Source organism: Oleiphilus sp. HI0128 (assembly GCF_001635365.1).
Genome location: NZ_LWGG01001344.1, coordinates 1 through 735, shown reverse-complemented (window position 1 = coordinate 735; position 735 = coordinate 1). Strand labels below are relative to the sequence as shown.

The 735-nt window shown below is 44.5% G+C and carries 2 protein-coding genes; one reads left to right on the top strand and one right to left on the bottom strand.

Going from position 1 to position 735, the window contains the following annotated elements:
• Positions 1-370 (top strand): polyphenol oxidase family protein (locus A3763_RS22395; protein ID WP_197483048.1); only part of this gene is annotated, 370 nt, incomplete at its 5' end.
• 15 nt (positions 371-385) lie between these two features.
• Here A3763_RS22395 and A3763_RS29085 read toward each other — a convergent pair.
• Positions 386-735, bottom strand: a 350-nt coding sequence (locus A3763_RS29085; protein ID WP_197483047.1) for a hypothetical protein, incomplete at its 5' end; no start/stop codon positions are given.

Genomic DNA, 735 nt, shown 5'->3' with positions numbered 1-735 from the left:
ACATGCGGGTTGGCGAGGCTTAGCTTCTGGCATCCTAACTAAGACTGTAGAAAGCTTTGACTCACCCAATGAAGTAATTGCCTGGCTTGGCCCGGCAATCAGCCAAAAGGCATTTGAAGTTGGCGACGATGTCTATACAGCATTTTGTAACAAAGACCCCGAAGCCGCTCAAGCCTTTATCCCGGGAAAGGAACCAGGAAAATGGTTGGCAGATTTATACCTACTTGCCCGGATTGAGCTAAAAGCCATTGGAGTCAGCGCGATTTATGGCGGCACGCATTGCACCTTTCTTGAAAACCAACACTTCTATTCTTTTCGCCGTGATGGCCAAGTCTCGGGTCGTATGGCTTCTCTGATTTTCTTGCGCTAGAGTTTGGGTAAGGAATTAATCAGATTCTAAACGAATATTATCAATGTAAACCGTCAACTCCTGCTTCGGCTTATACATATAAAGCATCAGATCTACAACCTGTCCCATTTCCATTTTTCTGGTCTGTAAGCCATCACGAACCTTATCTAAGGGAATACTGTATTGATTCAGACCTTGAGCAATACGTACTCTAGTCTTGAAGCGATCATGATATTGATTCTGGTGTTTCATATCATGAATTCGCAGCACGGCATTTAGCGTCTCTGGTGCTTCAGAGTAGATCTCGAATTTTAGTCGATCATAATCCTGCCAGTCTCGATGCAAGTAGGCGAAACGCATTCCGGGATAGAGGGCATCTTTATTAA